The organism is Pseudomonas sp. EL_65y_Pfl1_R83 (assembly GCF_963970695.1).
Classification (GTDB): Bacteria; Pseudomonadota; Gammaproteobacteria; order Pseudomonadales; family Pseudomonadaceae; genus Aquipseudomonas; species Aquipseudomonas tritici.
In genome coordinates this window covers 14,867-32,171 of record NZ_CAXAQI010000027.1, presented here as the reverse complement: position 1 = coordinate 32,171, position 17,305 = coordinate 14,867, and the positions used below count along the sequence as shown (strand labels likewise).

19 protein-coding genes are annotated in these 17,305 nt (G+C 61.4%); 13 read left to right on the top strand and 6 right to left on the bottom strand.

Going from position 1 to position 17,305, the window contains the following annotated elements; all coding sequences use genetic code 11:
* Positions 1–50 precede the first annotated feature (50 nt).
* The 3 genes from AACY08_RS26665 to AACY08_RS26655 all read left to right on the top strand — a co-directional run bounded on the left by AACY08_RS26665 (position 51) and on the right by AACY08_RS26655 (position 1,711).
* Complete coding sequence (locus tag AACY08_RS26665; protein ID WP_065874251.1) at positions 51–344, top strand: putative quinol monooxygenase; 294 nt, start codon at positions 51–53, stop codon at positions 342–344.
* Between the two features lie 25 nt (positions 345–369).
* Positions 370–1,383 (top strand): zinc-binding alcohol dehydrogenase family protein, encoded by a 1,014-nt coding sequence (locus AACY08_RS26660; protein WP_339472127.1) that lies wholly within the window; start codon positions 370–372, stop codon positions 1,381–1,383.
* Between the two features lie 145 nt (positions 1,384–1,528).
* A complete protein-coding gene (locus AACY08_RS26655) occupies positions 1,529–1,711 on the top strand; it encodes a hypothetical protein (protein ID WP_339415805.1) in 183 nt (60 codons plus the stop codon).
* Between the two features lie 8 nt (positions 1,712–1,719).
* Here AACY08_RS26655 and AACY08_RS26650 read toward each other — a convergent pair whose 3' ends face one another.
* Positions 1,720–2,913, bottom strand: a complete 1,194-nt coding sequence (locus AACY08_RS26650; protein WP_339472126.1) for a multidrug effflux MFS transporter — start codon at positions 2,911–2,913, stop codon at positions 1,720–1,722.
* A gap of 85 nt (positions 2,914–2,998) precedes the next feature.
* Entirely contained in the window at positions 2,999–3,196 is a 198-nt protein-coding gene (locus AACY08_RS26645) for a heavy-metal-associated domain-containing protein (protein WP_049710182.1), read from the bottom strand.
* A gap of 147 nt (positions 3,197–3,343) precedes the next feature.
* On the opposite strand from AACY08_RS26645, the gene AACY08_RS26640 reads away from it, so the two are divergent.
* The 3 genes from AACY08_RS26640 (at position 3,344) to cueR (ending at position 6,393) form a co-directional block, all read left to right on the top strand.
* Positions 3,344–3,724: a hypothetical protein gene (locus AACY08_RS26640; RefSeq protein WP_339472124.1), complete on the top strand. Its 381-nt coding sequence runs from the start codon at positions 3,344–3,346 to the stop codon at positions 3,722–3,724.
* Positions 3,725–3,790: 66 nt separating this feature from the next.
* A complete protein-coding gene (locus tag AACY08_RS26635; protein WP_339472123.1) occupies positions 3,791–5,992 on the top strand; it encodes a heavy metal translocating P-type ATPase in 2,202 nt (733 codons plus the stop codon).
* Positions 5,989–6,393: a Cu(I)-responsive transcriptional regulator gene (cueR, locus tag AACY08_RS26630; RefSeq protein WP_339472122.1), complete on the top strand. Its 405-nt coding sequence runs from the start codon at positions 5,989–5,991 to the stop codon at positions 6,391–6,393. Before AACY08_RS26635 ends, cueR begins: the two co-directional genes overlap by 4 nt.
* 154 nt (positions 6,394–6,547) lie before the next feature.
* Here the strand turns inward: cueR and AACY08_RS26625 are convergent, their stop codons facing one another.
* Together AACY08_RS26625 and AACY08_RS26620 are read right to left on the bottom strand one after the other, a co-directional pair.
* Positions 6,548–7,447: a PA4780 family RIO1-like protein kinase gene (locus AACY08_RS26625; protein WP_339472121.1), complete on the bottom strand. Its 900-nt coding sequence runs from the start codon at positions 7,445–7,447 to the stop codon at positions 6,548–6,550.
* Between the two features lie 134 nt (positions 7,448–7,581).
* On the bottom strand, positions 7,582–8,859 hold the full coding sequence (locus tag AACY08_RS26620) for an acetyl-CoA C-acetyltransferase (RefSeq protein WP_339472120.1): 1,278 nt from the start codon (positions 8,857–8,859) through the stop codon (positions 7,582–7,584).
* A 114-nt stretch (positions 8,860–8,973) separates the two neighbouring features.
* Here AACY08_RS26620 and AACY08_RS26615 point away from each other — a divergent pair, with 114 nt between their 5' ends.
* The 3 genes from AACY08_RS26615 (at position 8,974) to AACY08_RS26605 (ending at position 11,676) form a co-directional block, all read left to right on the top strand.
* Complete coding sequence (locus tag AACY08_RS26615; protein WP_339472119.1) at positions 8,974–10,317, top strand: 3-oxoacyl-ACP reductase; 1,344 nt, start codon at positions 8,974–8,976, stop codon at positions 10,315–10,317.
* Positions 10,318–10,319: 2 nt separating this feature from the next.
* On the top strand, positions 10,320–11,168 hold the full coding sequence (locus AACY08_RS26610; protein ID WP_339472117.1) for a MaoC family dehydratase: 849 nt from the start codon (positions 10,320–10,322) through the stop codon (positions 11,166–11,168).
* 376 nt (positions 11,169–11,544) lie between these two features.
* Entirely contained in the window at positions 11,545–11,676 is a 132-nt protein-coding gene (locus AACY08_RS26605) for a hypothetical protein (RefSeq protein ID WP_339415789.1), read from the top strand.
* 2 nt (positions 11,677–11,678) lie between these two features.
* Here the strand turns inward: AACY08_RS26605 and AACY08_RS26600 are convergent, their stop codons facing one another.
* The gene (locus AACY08_RS26600) at positions 11,679–12,080 is read right to left on the bottom strand and encodes a response regulator (protein WP_339415788.1); all 402 of its coding nucleotides are present in this window, start codon (positions 12,078–12,080) and stop codon (positions 11,679–11,681) included.
* 58 nt (positions 12,081–12,138) lie between these two features.
* Positions 12,139–12,330 (bottom strand): Flp family type IVb pilin, encoded by a 192-nt coding sequence (locus tag AACY08_RS26595; RefSeq protein WP_339472116.1) that lies wholly within the window; start codon positions 12,328–12,330, stop codon positions 12,139–12,141.
* A gap of 330 nt (positions 12,331–12,660) precedes the next feature.
* Between AACY08_RS26595 and cpaB the strand changes: the two genes are divergently transcribed.
* From cpaB to AACY08_RS26575, 4 genes are read left to right on the top strand one after another with little or no spacing between them, the layout of a single operon-like run.
* Positions 12,661–13,602, top strand: coding sequence for a Flp pilus assembly protein CpaB (gene cpaB / locus AACY08_RS26590; protein ID WP_339472115.1), 942 nt, complete (start codon positions 12,661–12,663; stop codon positions 13,600–13,602).
* A 19-nt stretch (positions 13,603–13,621) separates the two neighbouring features.
* Entirely contained in the window at positions 13,622–14,839 is a 1,218-nt protein-coding gene (locus AACY08_RS26585) for a type II and III secretion system protein family protein (protein WP_339472114.1), read from the top strand.
* A complete protein-coding gene (locus tag AACY08_RS26580) occupies positions 14,836–16,029 on the top strand; it encodes a pilus assembly protein (RefSeq protein WP_339472112.1) in 1,194 nt (397 codons plus the stop codon). The genes AACY08_RS26585 and AACY08_RS26580 overlap by 4 nt, the downstream gene beginning before the upstream one ends.
* Positions 16,026–17,297 carry a CpaF family protein gene (locus AACY08_RS26575; RefSeq protein WP_339472111.1) on the top strand — a complete coding sequence of 424 codons (1,272 nt, stop codon included), beginning with the start codon at positions 16,026–16,028 and terminating at the stop codon, positions 17,295–17,297. Before AACY08_RS26580 ends, AACY08_RS26575 begins: the two co-directional genes overlap by 4 nt.
* The last annotated feature ends 8 nt before the right edge of the window (positions 17,298–17,305 follow it).

The window sequence follows — 17,305 nt, the reverse complement described above, 5'->3', positions numbered from 1 at the left end:
AAATAGCCAATCATCCGTGCATCCCGTTCATTACGTGTCTGGAGTTGAATATGTCCACTGCCTTTAACGTCATCGCCACGCTGATCGCCAAACCCGGCCAGCAGGCCACCCTGGAAACCTTGCTGCGCGGCCTGCTGGAACCCACCCGCCTTGAGGCTGGTTGTGAGCAGTACGACCTGCACCAGGACCTGCAACACCCCGAAACCTTCTACATGCTCGAACGCTGGAGCGACGACGCAGCGCTGGCCGACCACGACCAGAGCGCGCACATCCAGAGCTTTCGCGCCAAGGCCGCTGATGTGATCGAACACTTCGACCTCAAGCGCCTGAAGTTTCTTGCCTGATCATCGCCCTTTTCCTGGAGCCATCATGAAAGCCATTGCCTACTACGCCTCGCTGCCGATCAACGATCCGAACGCCCTGCAAGACATCGAGTTGCCAGCGCCCGTCGCCGGCCCGCGTGACCTGCTGGTGGACGTCAAAGCCATCTCGGTCAACCCGGTGGACACCAAAGTGCGCCAGAACGTCGCCCCGGAAAACGGCACCGCCAAGGTGCTGGGCTGGGACGTGGCCGGGGTGGTCAAGGCTGTCGGCAGTGACGTGACGCTGTTCAACGTCGGTGACAACGTGTTCTACGCCGGTTCTCTGGTGCGTCCCGGCGGCAACAGCGAATTGCACACCGTGGACGAACGCATCGTCGGGCACATGCCGAAAAGCCTGGGTTTTGCCGAAGCTGCCGCCCTGCCACTGACCGCCATCACCGCGTGGGAACTGCTGTTCGAACGCCTGCAAGTGCGTGAAGGCAAACAGGATGAAGGCCAGAGCCTGCTGATCGTTGGCGCCGCTGGTGGCGTAGGATCGATCCTGACCCAGTTGGCCAGCCAGCTCACCGCCTTGAAAGTGATCGGCACCGCTTCGCGCCCGGAAACCCAGGAATGGGCCAAGGCCCTCGGCGCCGACCTGGTGATCGATCACAGCCAACCGTTGAGCGAAGCGCTGAAAGCAGCTGGCCACCCGCAAGTGACCCACGTCGCCAGCCTGACCCAGACTGACCATCACCTGGACCAGTTGGTCGAAGCCCTGCAACCCCAGGGCAAGCTGGCGCTGATCGACGATCCCAAGGCACTGGACGTCAGTAAGCTCAAGCGCAAGAGCCTGTCACTGCATTGGGAGTTCATGTACACGCGCTCGATGTTCGAGACCCCGGACATGATCGAACAGCACAACCTGCTCAATCGCGTGGCCGAACTGATTGATGCAGGCACCCTGAAAACCACAGTGGGTGAACACTTTGGTGTGATTAATGCGGCAAACCTGCGGCGTGCCCATGCGCTGCTGGAAAGCGGCAAGGCCAAGGGAAAGATCGTACTGGAAGGGTTCTGAAAAACGTCTGTCAGTGTTGTCCGTTACTCCTGTGAGTAATGGACGACACCGCTAGTCTGAGAGTTGATCTTTGTCATATTTGTGAACGTATTCGGGTTTATATTGGCCGCCTTTGCCACGATTCTTTTACGTGAGGAAGTCAGCAATGAAGATCCTGATAAAAGCGTTAGCAAAATCCGCAGGCAATAAATGGCAGGTTCGTCTCGACGGCGACGCGTTCACCTTCCGCACCGAGGCCGAAGCCCGTGCGTTTGCCGACACCCTGCAAACCCGTATCCAAGCCCCCCACCGCTTTCCGAACGGCCAGCAACGCTCCGCCGCTGGCTGATCCGCGCTTCAGCCCTGCGCCTGCTCGGCCCTCGCCCGTTGCAGGCGCTGGGTCGACATCGCAATCGTTACCGCCAATACACCGCACACGCTGATGACGATGGCCATCGGCATCGCCGTGCCGTCGTGCAGCACACCCACTAATGAGGCAGCGCCAGCCGCCACGCCAAACTGAATGCAACCGAGCAGCGCCGACGCGCTACCGGCGCGTGCACCCTGCCCGCTCATGGCGCACGCCGAGGTATTGGGCAAAATGCAGCCCAGGCTCGCGATGCAGATAAACAGCGGCACCAGCAATGGCCACAGCGCATCGGTGCGTAAGGCCGCGATGCCGAGCAGCGTCAACGCCGCCAACAGGTAGACCCATACACTGCGCGACAGCAGGTAGGCCGGGCCACGTTTGGCCAGCAACCGCGCATTCACCTGTGCCACCAGGATAAAGCCTGCGGCATTGGAGCCAAACAGCCAGCCGTAATGCTCGGCAGGCACGCCGTAGAGTTGGATAAACACGAACGGTGAACCGGCAATGTAGGCAAACATCCCGGCAATCGAAATACCGCCGGTGAGCGCGTAACCCAGGTAAACCCGATCGGACAACAGCGAGCCGTAGCGACGTAACGACCCGGACAACGGCTGGCGCGGCTGATGGGCCGGAAAGGTTTCCGGCAGCCCGATCGCCACAGCGATTGCCGCCATCACGCTGAATATCGACAGCGCCAGGAAAATCGACTGCCAGCCCCACAACCCCACCATCAGCCCGCCAGCCAGTGGCGCGAGGATCGGCGCCAGGCCGGTGACCAGCATCAATTGAGAAAACACTTTGGCCGAGCCCACCGCATCGCATTTATCGCTGACCACCGCGCGGGAAATCACCATGCCGGCGCAGCCACCGAGGGCCTGCACGAAACGCGCGCCGATCAGCCATTCCAAGGACGGCGCGAAAGCGCAGGCAAAGGAGGCCAGCGTAAACAGGGTGACACCACTGAGCAGCGGGCCGCGTCGACCAAAGCGGTCCGCGAGTGGGCCATAGATCAATTGGCCGATGGCCAGGCCAGCGAAATACACCGCCAGAGTCAGCTGGATGTGTTTTTCATCCGTCGCAAAGGCCTTGGCCATCGCCGGGAAACCCGGCAGGTAAAAATCGATCGCCAACGGCGCGAAGGCGCTCAAGGCACCCAGAATCAGGATTATACGAAGGTTCATCGGGCACCCAAGTCAGACGGCAGCCCGATAGTCTAGCCGCGCTTGGGTGCATTGAACACGATAGCTCGCTAACTATTTTTACCCGTCAGGCAAGCTTGGCGCTGTAGCCCTCTTCCGTGATCAGGCTGATCACTTGCTCTGCGGACAGGCGGCTCTCGACGCCGACCTCCTTTGCCGCCAGGTCGACCTTCACGCTGGCCGCCGGGTCCTGGCTCTGCACCGCCTGGGTCACCGCCCGAACGCAATGGCCGCAGGTCATTCCTTCAACGCTGAATACTTGCATGACATGACTCCTTTGATGAGGTTGGGCCCAGTCTCGACCTTGCCACGATGGCAAGGTCAAGTTCTGAAAACTTCTGCCGGGCTGGTATTTGGCGGCTTCAAAGGCCAAGCTTCACCCCTCTTCGATTCAAACCACGGAGCATTCGCCATGCGCTGGTCTTTTTTTGCCCTTGCCGGCCTGATGAGCTTGTCTGCCGCTGCGCCCCAGGCCGTTGCCGCGGAAGACTATGCGGTGCTGATTATTTCCCGGGAGCGCCTGGAAGTGTCGACCAACTGCGAGATCGGCCTATACCTGAATGATCAACTGGCGGGCCGGTTGTTCCAGGAGCAAGCCACGTCGTTCAACCTGCCGGCGGGCAACCTGTCGTTGCGCTTGAAACTGCTACCGGGCCAGTCCCCAGGGTGCCTGCCGGGCCTGCTCGCGCCACCCGCGCAAAACATTACGCTCAAGGCCGGTGACGTGCGCAAATTGCGTATCGCCCAAGGCCCGGACGGCATGTACCTCAAACCTGCCGCACTGGAATATTAACGGCGCTTGACCTTCCCCACAGGTCAAGGTTGATCCTAAGGGCAACTTCTCCTGGAGGACTGCCCCATGAATGGATACACCACCTTTGACCTGCCCATCAGCGGCATGACCTGCGCCAGCTGTGCCGGCCGGGTCGAGCGCGCGCTGGGCAAAGTGCCGGGGGTGCAAAGCGTCAGCGTCAACCTGGCCAACGAACGTGCCCATGTTGAAGTGCTTGGCCAGATGGACGCCGGCGTGCTGATCGCCGCCGTCGACAAGGCCGGCTACAGCGCCACCCTGCCCCAAAGCGAAACGGCCACCGAAGCCAATCAAGCCCAGCGCCTGCATCGCGAGCGTTGGGCGTTGCTGCTGGCGATCCTGCTGGCACTGCCGTTGGTGCTGCCCATGTTGGTGGAACCTTTCGGCCTGCACTGGATGCTGCCCGCCTGGGTACAGTTCGCGCTCGCCACACCGGTGCAATTCATCTTTGGCGCACGCTTCTATATCGCTGCCTGGAAAGCCGTGCGGGCCGGCGCTGGCAATATGGACCTGCTGGTGGCGATCGGCACCAGCGCCGGTTACGGCCTGAGCATTTATGAATGGCTCACGGCTGACTCAGGCATGACGCCACACCTGTACTTCGAAGCCTCGGCGGTGGTGATCGCGCTGGTGCTGCTGGGTAAATACCTGGAGAGCCGCGCCAAACGCCAGACCGCCAGCGCCATCCGCGCCCTGGAAGCCCTGCGTCCCGAACGGGCGATTCGGGTGCTCGACGGTCGCGAAGAAGACGTCGCCATCACCGCGTTGAAGCTCAATGACCTGGTGCTGGTCAAACCCGGCGAACGCTTCCCGGTGGACGGCGAAGTGGTGGACGGTCAAAGCCATGCCGATGAAGCCTTGATCAGCGGCGAAAGCCTGCCGGTGCCCAAGCAGCCCGGCGACAACGTCACCGGCGGCGCCATCAACGGTGAAGGCCGCCTGTTGGTGCGCACGCTGGCGCTCGGCGCCGAAAGCGTGCTGGCGCGGATCATCCGCCTGGTGGAAGACGCACAAGCCGCCAAGGCCCCGATCCAGAAACTGGTGGATAAAGTCAGCCAGGTGTTCGTCCCTGCCGTGCTGGTGTTGGCCTCTGTCACCTTGGTCGGCTGGTGGCTGTATGGCGCGTCCCTGGAGACCGCGATCATCAATGCCGTAGCGGTGTTGGTGATCGCCTGCCCATGCGCCCTGGGCCTGGCCACTCCCACCGCGATCATGGCCGGTACAGGCGTCGCTGCACGCCACGGCATCCTGATCAAGGACGCCGAAGCCCTGGAGCGCGCCCATGAAGTCAGCGCCGTGGTCTTTGACAAGACCGGCACCCTCACCTCCGGCACGCCGAAAATCGCCCACTTGGCGGCAGTGGATGGCAATGAAACGCTGCTGCTGCAACAAGCCGGCGCGTTGCAACGCGGCAGCGAACACCCGTTGGCCAAGGCCGTGCTGGATGCGTGCCATGAACAAGGCTTGAACGTGGCCGACGTGAGCGCCAGCCAATCCCTGACCGGGCGCGGTATCGCCGGCACTCTTGAGGGGCAACCGCTGGCCTTGGGCAATCGTCGGCTGCTGGAAGAAAGCGGCTTGCGCATGGGCGACCTTGCCGACTCCGCCAAGGCGTGGGAAGCCGAAGGGCGTACCTTGTCCTGGTTGATCGAACAAGGTGCGCAACCGCGTGTGCTGGGGCTGTTCGCGTTTGGCGATACCCTCAAGCCCGGTGCGCTGGAGGCTGTGCAGCAACTCAAGGCCCAGCACATCAGCAGTCATTTGCTCACCGGTGACAATCGCGGCAGCGCCCGCGTGGTCGCCGAGGCCCTGGGCATCGATGATGTGCATGCCGAAGTGCTGCCCGCCGACAAAGCCGCCGCCGTCGCCGAACTGAAGAAAACCGACGTCGTCGCGATGGTCGGCGACGGCATCAACGACGCCCCGGCCCTCGCCGCCGCCGATATCGGCATCGCCATGGGCGGTGGTACCGACGTGGCCATGCACGCGGCCGGTATCACCCTGATGCGCGGCGATCCGCGCCTGGTGCCGGCCGCGCTGGAGATCAGCCGCAAGACCTACGCAAAAATCCGCCAGAACCTGTTCTGGGCCTTTGTGTATAACTTGATTGGCATTCCTCTGGCAGCGTTCGGCCTGCTCAACCCGGTACTGGCCGGCGCGGCGATGGCCCTGTCGAGCGTCAGTGTGGTGAGTAATGCCTTGCTGTTGAAGACTTGGAAACCGGAGCACTTGGAGGATCAACGCCCATGAACATCGGCCAAGCCGCACGCCAGAGCGGGCTCAGCGCCAAGATGATTCGCTATTACGAATCCATCGGCCTGCTCAAAGCCGCCCACCGCACCGACAGTGGCTATCGCGTGTACGGCCAGGATGACTTGCACACCCTGGCGTTTATCAAGCGTTCGCGGGATTTGGGGTTTTCACTGGAGGAGGTCGGCAAGTTGCTGACCCTGTGGCAGGACCGGCAACGCGCCAGCGCCGACGTGAAGGCGCTGGCGCGCCAACATATCGAAGCGCTGAACCAGAAAATTCTGGAGTTGGGGCAACTGCGCGATACGTTGCAGGATCTGGTGGAGCACTGCCAGGGCGATCATCGGCCGGATTGTCCGATACTCAAGGAGTTGGCGTCGGGTAGTTGCTGCGCCGGCTGATTCATCTGACGAAACACAAACCGAATGTGGGCTTGTGTGGGAGCCGGGCTTGCCCGCGATGCAGACACCTCGGTCTGTCAGTCACACCGAGTTGATGCTATCGCAGGCAAGCCAGCTCCCACACAAGCCCCACATTGGATCGCAGTTGCTCTGACTACTGCATCCACGGCGGTGGCGGTGGCTCGTCCGGCACTTTGCTCTGCGGCTCATCATCCGCCGCGCGAATCGCCTGACGACGTTCATCATCCAGCCGCGCCGCTTCGATCTCGCGGATCACGCCGCCCACGTCCGCCAACTCTTCCGGCTCGTCGAACTCGCCAGTCAAGATGCTGGCCGGGTGCAAGGTGCCGGCTTCGTACAGCGCCCACATTTCCTTGGCGTACTTGGTCTTCTTCAACTCAGGAGCAAAACGCCCGAAGTAGGAAGCCATGTTACCCACATCCCGCTCCAGCATGCTGAACGCGTGGTTGTTGCCCGCCGCATCCACCGCCTGGGGCAGGTCGATGATCACCGGGCCGGTTGGCGTCAGCAGTACGTTGAACTCGGACAAGTCACCGTGCACCAGGCCGGTACACAACATCAGCACAATCTGCGAGATCAGGAAGGCGTGGTATTCGCGCGCCTGATCCGGATCCAGCGTGACGTCGTTCAGACGTGGCGCGGCGTCGCCATACTCGTCGGCCACCAGCTCCATCAACAGCACGCCTTCCAGGAAGTCGTAAGGCTTGGGCACGCGAACGCCCGCGCCGGCCAGGCGGAACAACGCCGCCACTTCGGCATTCTGCCAGGCATCCTCGGTTTCTTTCTTGCCGAACTTGGAGCCCTTGGCCATGGCCCGGGCCTGACGACTGTTACGGACCTTACGGCCTTCCTGGTATTCGGACGCTTGACGAAAACTTCGTTTGTTCGCCTCCTTGTAAACCTTGGCGCAACGCAATTCGTTGCCGCAGCGCACCACATAAACAGCTGCTTCTTTACCACTCATGAGTGGGCGCAGCACTTCGTCGACCAGACCGTCTTCGATCAGGGGTTCAATGCGTTTAGGAGTCTTCATCAGCTTTTATTGTGGGTCCTGTATTACCAAACACGCGTGTGGCACTCGTTATACGGCAATCGGCTCGCCGGTGGGAGAGGCTACCGACCTCTGACCCCTTCAGAATGCATCCAATATGCCAATTTGCGGCGCAATCAACGCTCGATGATCGCCGTCACGCCTTGACCGCCGGCGGCACAGATCGAAATCAGGCCACGCCCCTTACCTGCTGCGTCGAGCAACTTGGCCAGATTGGCGACGATACGCCCACCTGTGGCGGCAAACGGATGTCCGGCAGCCAGGGAACTACCTTTTACATTAAGCCGGCTGCGGTCGATGGACCCCAACGGCGCGTCAAGCCCAAGGCGCGTCTTGCAGTAGTCCGCATCTTCCCAGGCCTTGAGTGTGCACAAAACCTGGGCAGCGAAGGCTTCGTGGATCTCGTAGTAATCGAAGTCTTGCAGCGTCAGGCCATTCCTCACCAGCAGCCGCGGCACGGCATATACCGGCGCCATCAGCAGGCCTTCGGCGCCGTTGACGAAATCCACCGCCGCCGCTTCACCATCGCGCAGATACGCCAGGATCGGCAAACCGCGCTCTTGGGCCCAGGCTTCACTGCCCAGCAGCACCAGCGACGCGCCGTCCGTGAGGGGCGTGGAGTTGCCGGCAGTCAGCGTGCCCTTCTCGCTGCGTTCGAAGGCGGGTTTAAGCGCGGCGAGTTTTTCCAGGGTCAGGTCGGGGCGCAGGTTGTTGTCGCGGGTCAGGCCCAGGAACGGTGTGAGTAAATCGTTGTGCCAGCCTTCAGCGTAGGCGACGGCCATTTTCTGGTGGCTTTCCAGGGCCAACTGGTCCTGTTCGGCGCGGGGAATCTGCCACGTCTGCGCCATCAATTCGCAATGTTGGCCCATGGACAGGCCTGTGCGCGGCTCGCCATTACGTGGCAGTTCGGGCTTGAGGTGATGGGGACGAAGTTGTAACAGGACTTTTAATTTATCCGCCATGGATTTGCTGCGGTTGGCTTGCAGCAGAATCTTGCGCAGGCCCTCATTTACACCGATGGGCGCATCGGAAGTGGTGTCCACCCCGCCGGCAATCGCGCATTCGATCTGGCCCAGGGCAATCTTGTTGGCCACCAGTAATGCGGCTTCCAGCCCGGTGCCGCAGGCCTGTTGAATGTCATAGGCCGGTGTCTGCGGCGACAAGCGCGAGCCCAGCACACATTCACGGGTGAGGTTGAAGTCGCGCGAATGCTTGAGCACCGCGCCCGCCGCCACTTCGCCCATGCGCAGGCCGTGCAGGTTGTAGCGTTCGATCAGGCCTTCCAGCGCAGCCGTCAGCATCGCCTGGTTGCTCGCGGTGGCATACGGGCCATTGGAGCGAGCGAAAGGAATGCGGTTACCGCCAATGATCGCTACACGGCGCAATTGAGTCATGGAAAGCTCCCTGATGGTTGTGGGTGGAATCATCAAGCCTAGCCTAGGCTCAATCGAACGACTGCCACCCCGGGGTGGTCAACCCTTTGAACCCCAGCCTTCGGAGAGCGTTCCATGTCTGACCGTTATATCGACTTCGCCAACTCAAGCCTCGGCCATCGCCTGGTCGCCGCCATTGGCCTGCCGTCACCGGTACGCCTGGAACGCTGGCAAGCCGGGCGCCTGCGTCCGGTCGAAGGCGCGTTGCTGCTGGGCGGTGGAGCACTGGCAACCAACGTGCAGGCGTTTGCTCACAAATTCACCGACGCTATCTACACCTACGGCAGCGAAACCTCGACGTGGATTCCCGGCCATGGCCCCAAACTCAAGGCCGTGGTATTCGATGCCAGCGACCTGCAGCACACCGACACCCTCAAGCAACTGCGCGAGTTCTTCCAGCCGGTGCTGAAAAACCTGGATAACAGCGCCCACGTGGTGATCCTCGGCCGCGCGCCGGAGAGCCTGCGCGACCCGTTCGCCGCCAGCGCCCAGCGTGCCCTGGAAGGTTTCAGCCGCTCGTTGGCCAAGGAGTTGCGCAATGGCGGCGTGTTGCAATTGCTCTACGTCGGCGAGGGTGCCGAAGACCAACTGGAAGGCGCGCTGCGCTTTTTCCTCTCGCCGAAAAGTGCGTATATCTCCGGCCAGGTGATTCGCCTGCAAGCCTGCGCCACACCCGTTGAGGATTGGACGCGACCACTGGCCGGGCGCAAGGCGCTGGTCACCGGCGCCGCCCGAGGCATTGGCGCGTCCATCGCTGAAACCCTGGCCCGCGACGGCGCCGAGGTCATCCTGCTCGACGTGCCGCAGGCCAAGGCCGACCTCGAAGCCCTGGCCGCGCGCCTGGGTGCCCGCACCGTGGTGCTGGATATCTGCACCGATGGCGCCGCCAGCCAATTGATCGAACAACTGCCCGATGGCCTCGACATTCTGGTGCACAACGCCGGTATTACCCGCGATAAAACCCTGGCGAATATGACCCCGGAATACTGGGACGCGGTGCTGGCGGTCAACCTCAATGCACCGCAGGTACTGACCAAGGCATTGCTCGACAGCGGCACCCTGCACGACAACGCCCGCGTGGTGCTGCTGGCGTCGATCAGCGGCATCGCCGGCAACCGTGGGCAAACCAACTATGCCGCGAGCAAGGCCGGGTTGATCGGCCTCGCGCAAGCCTGGGCGCCACTGCTCAAGGAACGCGGCATCACCATTAATGCCGTGGCCCCCGGTTTTATCGAAACCCAGATGACTGCGCATATTCCGTTCGCGCTGCGTGAGGCCGGGCGGCGCATGAGTTCGCTGGGCCAGGGTGGCTTGCCGCAAGACGTCGCCGAAGCGGTGGCCTGGCTTGGCCAACCGGGTTCCGGTGCGGTCAGCGGGCAAGCGCTGCGGGTGTGTGGCCAAAGTATTCTGGGAGCATAGGCATGCAATGGAAGACATTAGGCGCTACGCCGTTTCTGCCGCCGCTGTATTGGCGCGCGGCGCTCAAGCGCAAGATTACCGGTAGCACCCTGCCCGAACAGGGGTTGCGCTGCCGGGTGAGCATCGACCCTAAGCACGTGGCGGCGTATCGCAAGGTCTGTGGCTTTACCGACAGCCCGATTCTGCCGGCGACTTATCCGCATATCCTGGCGTTTGGTTTGCAGATGCAGTTGCTGACCGACCACAGCTTTCCCTTCCCACTGCTGGGGTTGATTCACCTGAATAATCGCATCCGCATTCACCGTCCTCTCGGCGGCGTCAGCGAGCTGTCCATCAGCGTGCATGCGCAGAACCTCAAGCCCCATCCCAAAGGCGCGACCTTTGAATTAGTGACCAGCGTCGAGGATTCCCTCGGCCTGCTCTGGGAAGCTGAGAGCCGCATGCTGTGCCGAGGCGTGAAACTGGAAGGTCACGCAGAGGAACACGCCGAGCCTTGCCCGACCCAGGTCAATGAACTGACCCGCTGGAAAGCCCCTGCCGACATCGGCCGCCGTTATGCGCGGGTCTCCGGCGACTACAACCCAATTCACCTCAGCGCCCTGACCGCCAAGCTGTTTGGCTTCCCCCAGGCCATCGCTCATGGGTTATGGAACAAGGCGCGCACCCTCGCCGCCCTCAGCGAACACCTGCCCGCCGCCAATATCGAGATAGACGTCGAGTTCAAGAAACCCGTGCGCCTGCCCGGTGATGTGACGTTATTGGCCAGCGCCGCCGGTTCCAGCGGTGAGTTGTGGTTGAAAGGCGCTGGCGACATTGAACACATGGTAGGTAAATGGCGACCGATCACCTGAAACAAACTGATTAATTGTATATACACACCTTAAGTATTAGCGGACTTTTCAAGTCCGCTTTTTTATTCAACTGATTGTTTTCAAAAACATATATATCTTGATACACCCCCCTCTAAACCCTTGGCACTAGTCGCTTAACCGGCACATTGCTGCGGTATAAAAATCGTTAATACCCAGTAGATAACTGAGAGAGCACCGTCTGGGCGGTTATAGCCACACGGACAAACGCATCGCTGTCCCAAGACATAGCGAGCGTTTGAAGACAACTAAGGTTGTACAGGTGCAAGGAACTCAATCATGAACACTCAAATCGTGTTCTGGAAAGCAAGTACCGCGCTGGCCCTGGCAGTAGCACTGGCACTCGGCGGCTGCAGCGGTGGGGCTGCGCTTTGGCAGCGCCAAGTGCTACAACATCGCGCTGGAAGTCGCCAAGCCGATGTCCGACGTAGCGCTGGACAGCTTCGATCGGCGGCCGCGCTACTCGTTAAGCTTCGGCTATCAGCTCTGACTTTAGTGAGCGTTGGGAAGGGGAAACAAGTTGTTCAACGTGTCGATCAGCCGCACCAGGTAGATCGGCTTGCGGAACAGGTCCAGCACGTGCAGCCGCAGCATGTCGCTCACATCATCCATTTCGGCGTGGCCCGACATCACAATCACGGGCAGATGAGAACGTGAGGTGTGTTCGCGCAGGCGCTTGATCAAGGAAATGCCACTTTCCTCGGGCATACGCAGGTCGGTGATGACCAGGGCGATGTCGGGATGGAGTGTCAATTCTTGCAGGGCGAAGGTGACGGAGTTGGCGGTTAAACAGACAAACCCCTCGTTTTCGAGGGACTCGGCGAGTTCGATCAGGGCGTCCTCTTCATCATCTACCAAAAGAATTTGTTGGCGGGAAGAAGAGGCGGCGCTCATGGCTGTACCTGGACAGAAATAACTTTAATGAGGGTTCCCCACATTTTTCAGCGGACTATCAAGTCGTCATGTTAGTCGCGACGCTATCAAAGATGGACTTGATCTTAGTTCCAAGTCCTGTACCTGCACCGACGATCACCAGTGCAACCATGGCCACGATAATCGCGTATTCAATACCCGACGCGCCGTCTTTGCGTTGAAAAAACAAGTGCGTCTGGACATAAAGTTTCAACACCAAGTCAAGGAACATAATACTTCTCCCTAAAACGCCACTGAAAGCCGGAAGGGCTCTATTACCAGATGATCGCGGCGTGCCACTAAAGCATTGTCAACAAACCTCAGACACACAACTGTAAGAACGGATTAATCACAAAGTATTAGTCGCAACGTTGGCGCCATGAACGTAGGGTTTAAAAGGCAAGGTTCAAAGGACCGATAAATTTTTCCTGGGTTAATGGCTTTTTGTCCTAGCTGAGCTACCTTCAAATAGCCAATTCGTTAGATGTTCATCACAGCCAGGTTGCGGATTAACTCGTTTGGATTAGACGGGCATGCAGTGCAACGGGAAGGGAGAGCCGTCATGAACAGTCGCATCAGCATGGTCCTGGCCGGCTTGTTGCTGATCGGGGCATTGTTCGCCGGGTACTGGGGGCTTGTTTTGAGCCGCGCACCGGATCCTGTCGCAGTCCCCACCGCACCTGTCGTTTCCGTGGAAAACACCGTCGCCGCCGCTGAAGACCAGACCCGCCAACCGGTAGTGGTCCTGGTGCATGACGTGCCCGCCTTTATTCCGCTGACCGCCGCCGACCTGGCGGTGGAAAAACTGCGTACAGTGCCCGCCGGCAGCCTCACCCAGCTCGACCAGGCCATCGGCCGCATGCCGCTGCGCGCCCTGGGCGCAGGCATCTGGCTCACCGAGGACAGCTTCAGCGGCGGTGGCCCGCTGGCGCGCATGATTCGTCCCAACGAACGCGCGCTGGCCGTCGCGGTGGATGAGGTGATCGGCGCGGGCGGCCAGTTGACCCCCGGGGATTACGTGGATGTGTTGCTGTTCCTGCGCCAGGATGCCAGCAACACCGAGCAATCGGCCCAGGTCGCACTTCCGGCGATGCGCCTACTCAGTGTCGGCGACCAGTTGGGTTTGGCCAACGATGGCCAGCCCGCAGTGCCACCGCCGGCCACGGTCGAAGAGCGCGCCCAAGCCGCCCAACGCCGCGCCGCCGCACGCACCGTGGTGCTGGCCGTGCCGGAGCCTTTATTAAGCCGCCTGATGCTCGCGGCGCAAGCCGGCACCTTGCGCCTGGCCGTACGCAGCGCCGAGGAGCAACTGCTCAGCCGCTACTGGGCCGGCGAAAACGACGCGCCGGAAAAACTCGAAAGCGCCAACCGCGACCTTTACCAATTCACCCAATTAGCCCTGACCGGCCCGACAAAAAGAATCGCGCCGGCCGGTGGTGAGCCTAGCGTGCGCCGTGGCATTGAAGTGATTCGCGGTGCCCAAGCGGCGCCACAAACTCCGTGATAGAGCAAGGATGCCTTGAATGAGCCATCGCTACGCACCCATGTTCACGCAAATGGCTTGGGCCTTGATACTGTCGAGCTTTCCGGTCGGCATGGCCTTGGCGGCGCCGGGCAACTGCAGCACCCTGGGCCAACTGCCGGCCGTGGTCGAGGTGGGAGAAGGCCTGCAACAAGAGCTGCAGTTGCCGGTGGCGATCACGCGCCTGGCAATCGGCGACCCGAAAATTGCCGATGTGCGCGTCAACGGCGACCGTAACTTCCTGCTGACCGGCGTCACCAGTGGCGCCACCAGCCTGATGGTGTGGACCGCCTGTGCCAGCGCGCCGCGCCAGAGCATGGTGTTCGTCAAGGGCAAGGCCACCTCGGCGCTGACCAGCCTGTCGCTGTCGCCATCGGAAGACCCACTGCTGCCCAGCCAGGTGCAGACCGATATCCGCTTTGTGGAAGTCAGCCGCTCCAAGCTCAAGGAAGCCAGTACGACCATCCTCGGCACCGCCAAGAATGCGTTCTTCGGCAGCCCTAACTTGCTGTTTCCGACCACCACCACCCAGGCCCTGGCGATCAGCAGCACCAACTTCAATATTGGCTTTGGCGGTGGCCGGGTCTCGGCGATGATCAACGCCCTCGAACGCAGCGGTTTCGCTTACACCTTGGCGCGCCCGAGCCTGGTGGCCATGAGCGGTCAGAGCGCCTCCTTCCTGGCCGGCGGCGAGGTGCCGGTCCCGGTGCCCAGCGCCGGCAGCGACACCATCTCCATCGAATACAAGGAGTTCGGCATTCGCCTGACCCTGACCCCCACCGTCATTGACCGTAACCGCATCACCCTCAAGGTGGCGCCGGAAGTCAGTGAGCTGGACTACAGCAACGCTGTGCAGATCCAAGGCATCCAGGTGCCAGCCCTGACCGTGCGCCGAACCGACACCAGCGTGTCCCTGGCCGATGGCGAAAGTTTCGTGATCAGCGGCCTGATCAGTACCAATAATCGCTCCACCGTCAGCAAGTTCCCCGGGCTGGGCGATATCCCGATCCTCGGGGCATTTTTCCGCGACTCAAACATCAGCCGCGAAGAAAAAGAACTGCTGATGATCGTCACGCCGCACCTTGTGCAGCCGTTGGCCGCCAACGCCCAACTGCCGTCGCTGCCTGGTGAAAAATTGCGCAGCTACGACCCGAACTGGTACCGGCTGTTCTTCCTGGAAAACGGTAATTTCGACCGTCGCAGTGGACTTTCCCAATGAGCGATAGCCTGAACCAGACCTTCCTCGCCATCACGCGCAACACCACCGACCTGGAGTGGCTGCAGGGTGCCCTTGCGCCCCTTGGCCAAGTCGTCAGTGCCGGCACCGGCAGCCTGGACGAACTGCTGGCGCTGGTGGACGTGACGTTCGCCAATCTGGTGTTCGTCGGCCTCGACCGAGAAAACGTCGTGGCCCAGAGCGCGCTCATCGAAGGTGCCCTGGAAGCCAAGCCGATGCTCGCCGTGGTCGCCCTCGGCGATGGCATGGACAACCAACTGGTACTCAACGCCATGCGCGCCGGTGCCCGCGACTTCATAGCCTACGGCTCGCGTTCCAGCGAAGTGGCGGGGCTGGTGCGTCGCCTGAGCAAGCGCCTGCCAGCCGTCGCCCACAATGCACAGCTGGGTGGGCTGACCGTACTGTTTGGCACTCAGAGCAACGCTGACGGCGCAATACTGGCAACCCACCTGGCCTTGGTCGTGCAGAAAAGCGGGCAGCAGACCTTACTGCTCGACCTGGGCCTGCCACGCAGCGACAGCCTGGCCTTGCTGGGCCTGGAGAGTACGTTCAATTTCGGTGATGCGTTGCGGCATTTACGCCGCCTTGATACCACGTTGATCAACAGTGCGTTTACCACCGCCCTGGATGGCCTGCGCATCCTGGCGTACGCCACCGGTGACGAGCCACTCAAACTGACCAGCGCCGCCGAGCTGTACATGTTGCTCAGCGCTCTGCGCCAACACTTCCAGCACATCGTCGTGAACATCACCGGGCAGCCAGACAGTGAAGCGCTGCGCACCTTTGTCAGCCATTGCGACAAGCTGCTGTGGTGCACCGACCAGAGCGTACTGGACTGTCGCCGCAACCTCGCGGTGATAAGCCGCTGGCGCGAAAAAGGCATGAAGCTTGATCACGCCAAGCTGGTGATCGACCGCTACATCAAGGCCTGTGCGCCGGACACCGACGCCCTGGAAAAAAGCTACGGCCTTGAATGCGTCGCCGTGCTGCCCCTGAGCGCTGAGCTGCGCCTGAACGTGAAAAACCAAGGCCAGACCCTGTTCGCCCTGGCCCCACGTGAACCCCTGACCCAAGCCGTACGCACCTTGGGCGAGCGCCTGGCAAAACGCTCCGAGGGCCTTGCAAAGCCCTCAATGCGCTGGTTTGAACGCATCCTGGGGTCGGGACGATGAGCGGCGAAAAACTGTTTGGCGGCCCGGCCCGCAGCGTCAGCGGCAACAGCGATCACGATGGGCTGAAACTGGTGCTGCATCGCTACATCATCGACGCCATCGAGGAGTCGGGCAAAAACCTGCTCGAAGGCACGCGCCAGTCGCTGGCGCAATTTGTCATCGACAAGGTTTCGGAATACATCACGCGCATGCGCCTGGCGATTTCGCGCTATGAGATAGAGCGCCTGGCCGAAGAGATCGTCGACGAACTCACCGGTTTCGGCCCACTGGAAGTGCTGTTGCGCGACCCATCGGTCACCGAAATCCTGGTCAACGGGCCGCACCGGGTGTTTATCGAACGTGATGGCCTGCTGCACCAGAGTGACTTGCGCTTCATCGACGACCACCACGTGGAACGCGTGATGCAACGTATCCTTGCGCCGCTGGGCCGGCGCCTGGATGAGTCCTCGCCGATGGTGGACGCACGCTTGCCCGACGGCAGCCGGGTGAACGCGATCATCCCGCCGATTGCCCTGGACGGCCCGTGCCTGTCGATTCGAAAGTTTCGTAAAGACATGCTCAAGAGCAGCGATCTGGTCGCCATGCAGACTATCGACCAGCGCATTTTCGAGTTCTTCCAGGAGGCCGTGGGCAGGCGCTGCAACATCCTGATCAGCGGCGGTACGGGTACCGGCAAGACCACTTTGCTGAATATCCTCAGTCAGTTGATCAACCCCCACGAGCGCCTGGTAACGATCGAAGACGTTGCCGAGCTGCAATTGGGCCACCCGCACGTGGTCCGCCTGGAAACCCGTCCGCCCAACGCTGAGGGACACGGCGAGGTCAGGTCCAGCGACCTGATCCGCAACGCGTTGCGGATGCGCCCGGACCGCATCATTCTCGGGGAAATTCGTGGTGTGGAAGTGCTCGACGTAATGACCGCGATGAACACCGGTCACGACGGTTCCATGAGCACGGTACACGCCAACAATGCCCAGGATGCGTTGCTGCGCCTGGAAACCCTGGTGGGCCTGACCGGCCGCGTGATCGCGGAAAAAACCTTGCGCCAGATGATCTGCGCCGCGCTGGACGTGATCATCCAGCTGACGCGCATGCCCGATGGCCGTCGCTGCGTGAGCGAGGTAGTGGAAGTGGTCGGCGTGCGCGATGACGTGTATGTCACCAACACCCTGTTCCGCCTGGATCGGCGCACCGGCTTTGGTTTCTTGCGCGAAGCCCTCAACCCGGCCGGCGACAAACTGCGCCGCGAATCGGCCTTGCCACCCTAGGGAGCGCG